The sequence below is a fragment of the Arthrobacter sp. 18067 genome (assembly GCF_902706295.1).
In the GTDB taxonomy this organism is placed as follows: Bacteria; Actinomycetota; Actinomycetes; order Actinomycetales; family Micrococcaceae; genus Arthrobacter.
The window spans coordinates 1-450 of the sequence record NZ_CACSJJ010000078.1; the positions used below are offsets into that span (position 1 = coordinate 1).

At 64.7% G+C, this 450-nt stretch carries 1 protein-coding gene; it reads right to left on the reverse strand.

Annotation, left to right across the window (positions count from 1 at the left end; translation table 11 throughout):
* Nucleotides 1–450, reverse strand: a 450-nt coding sequence (locus GVL04_RS24150; protein ID WP_327785627.1) for a histidine kinase dimerization/phospho-acceptor domain-containing protein, incomplete at both ends; no start/stop codon positions are given.

The window sequence follows — 450 nt, forward strand, 5'->3', positions numbered from 1 at the left end:
GCAGCAAACTGCAAGTGCCCGGACTCGATACGGGTGATGTCCAGGATGTCTCCGATCAGTTCCAGCAGGCCACGCGCCGCTTCGTCGGCCACCTCCAGTGCCAGGTGGTCGAACTCGCCTCGCTCGGCCTTGCGCCGTGCCAGTTCAAGCATGCCCTGCACGGCATGCAAGGGCGTGCGAAGCTCGTGGCTCATGGTGGTCAGGAACTGGGTCTTGGCCTGGTTTGCGGCATCGGCCTCACGCTTGGCACGGCGCAATTGCACCTGCAGGCGCCGCAGGTAGCGGATCCACAGCAAGGCCAGGCCGAGCAACAGCAGGGCCGTGGTAAAACCCAGCAGGATACGGCCGCGGTAACGTTGCCACACACCGTCAGCGACGATCATCGGGTTGCGCCAGCGACGCACCAGGCCGTCAATCTCGTGCGGTGACAGGCTGAGCAGGGCTTTGTCG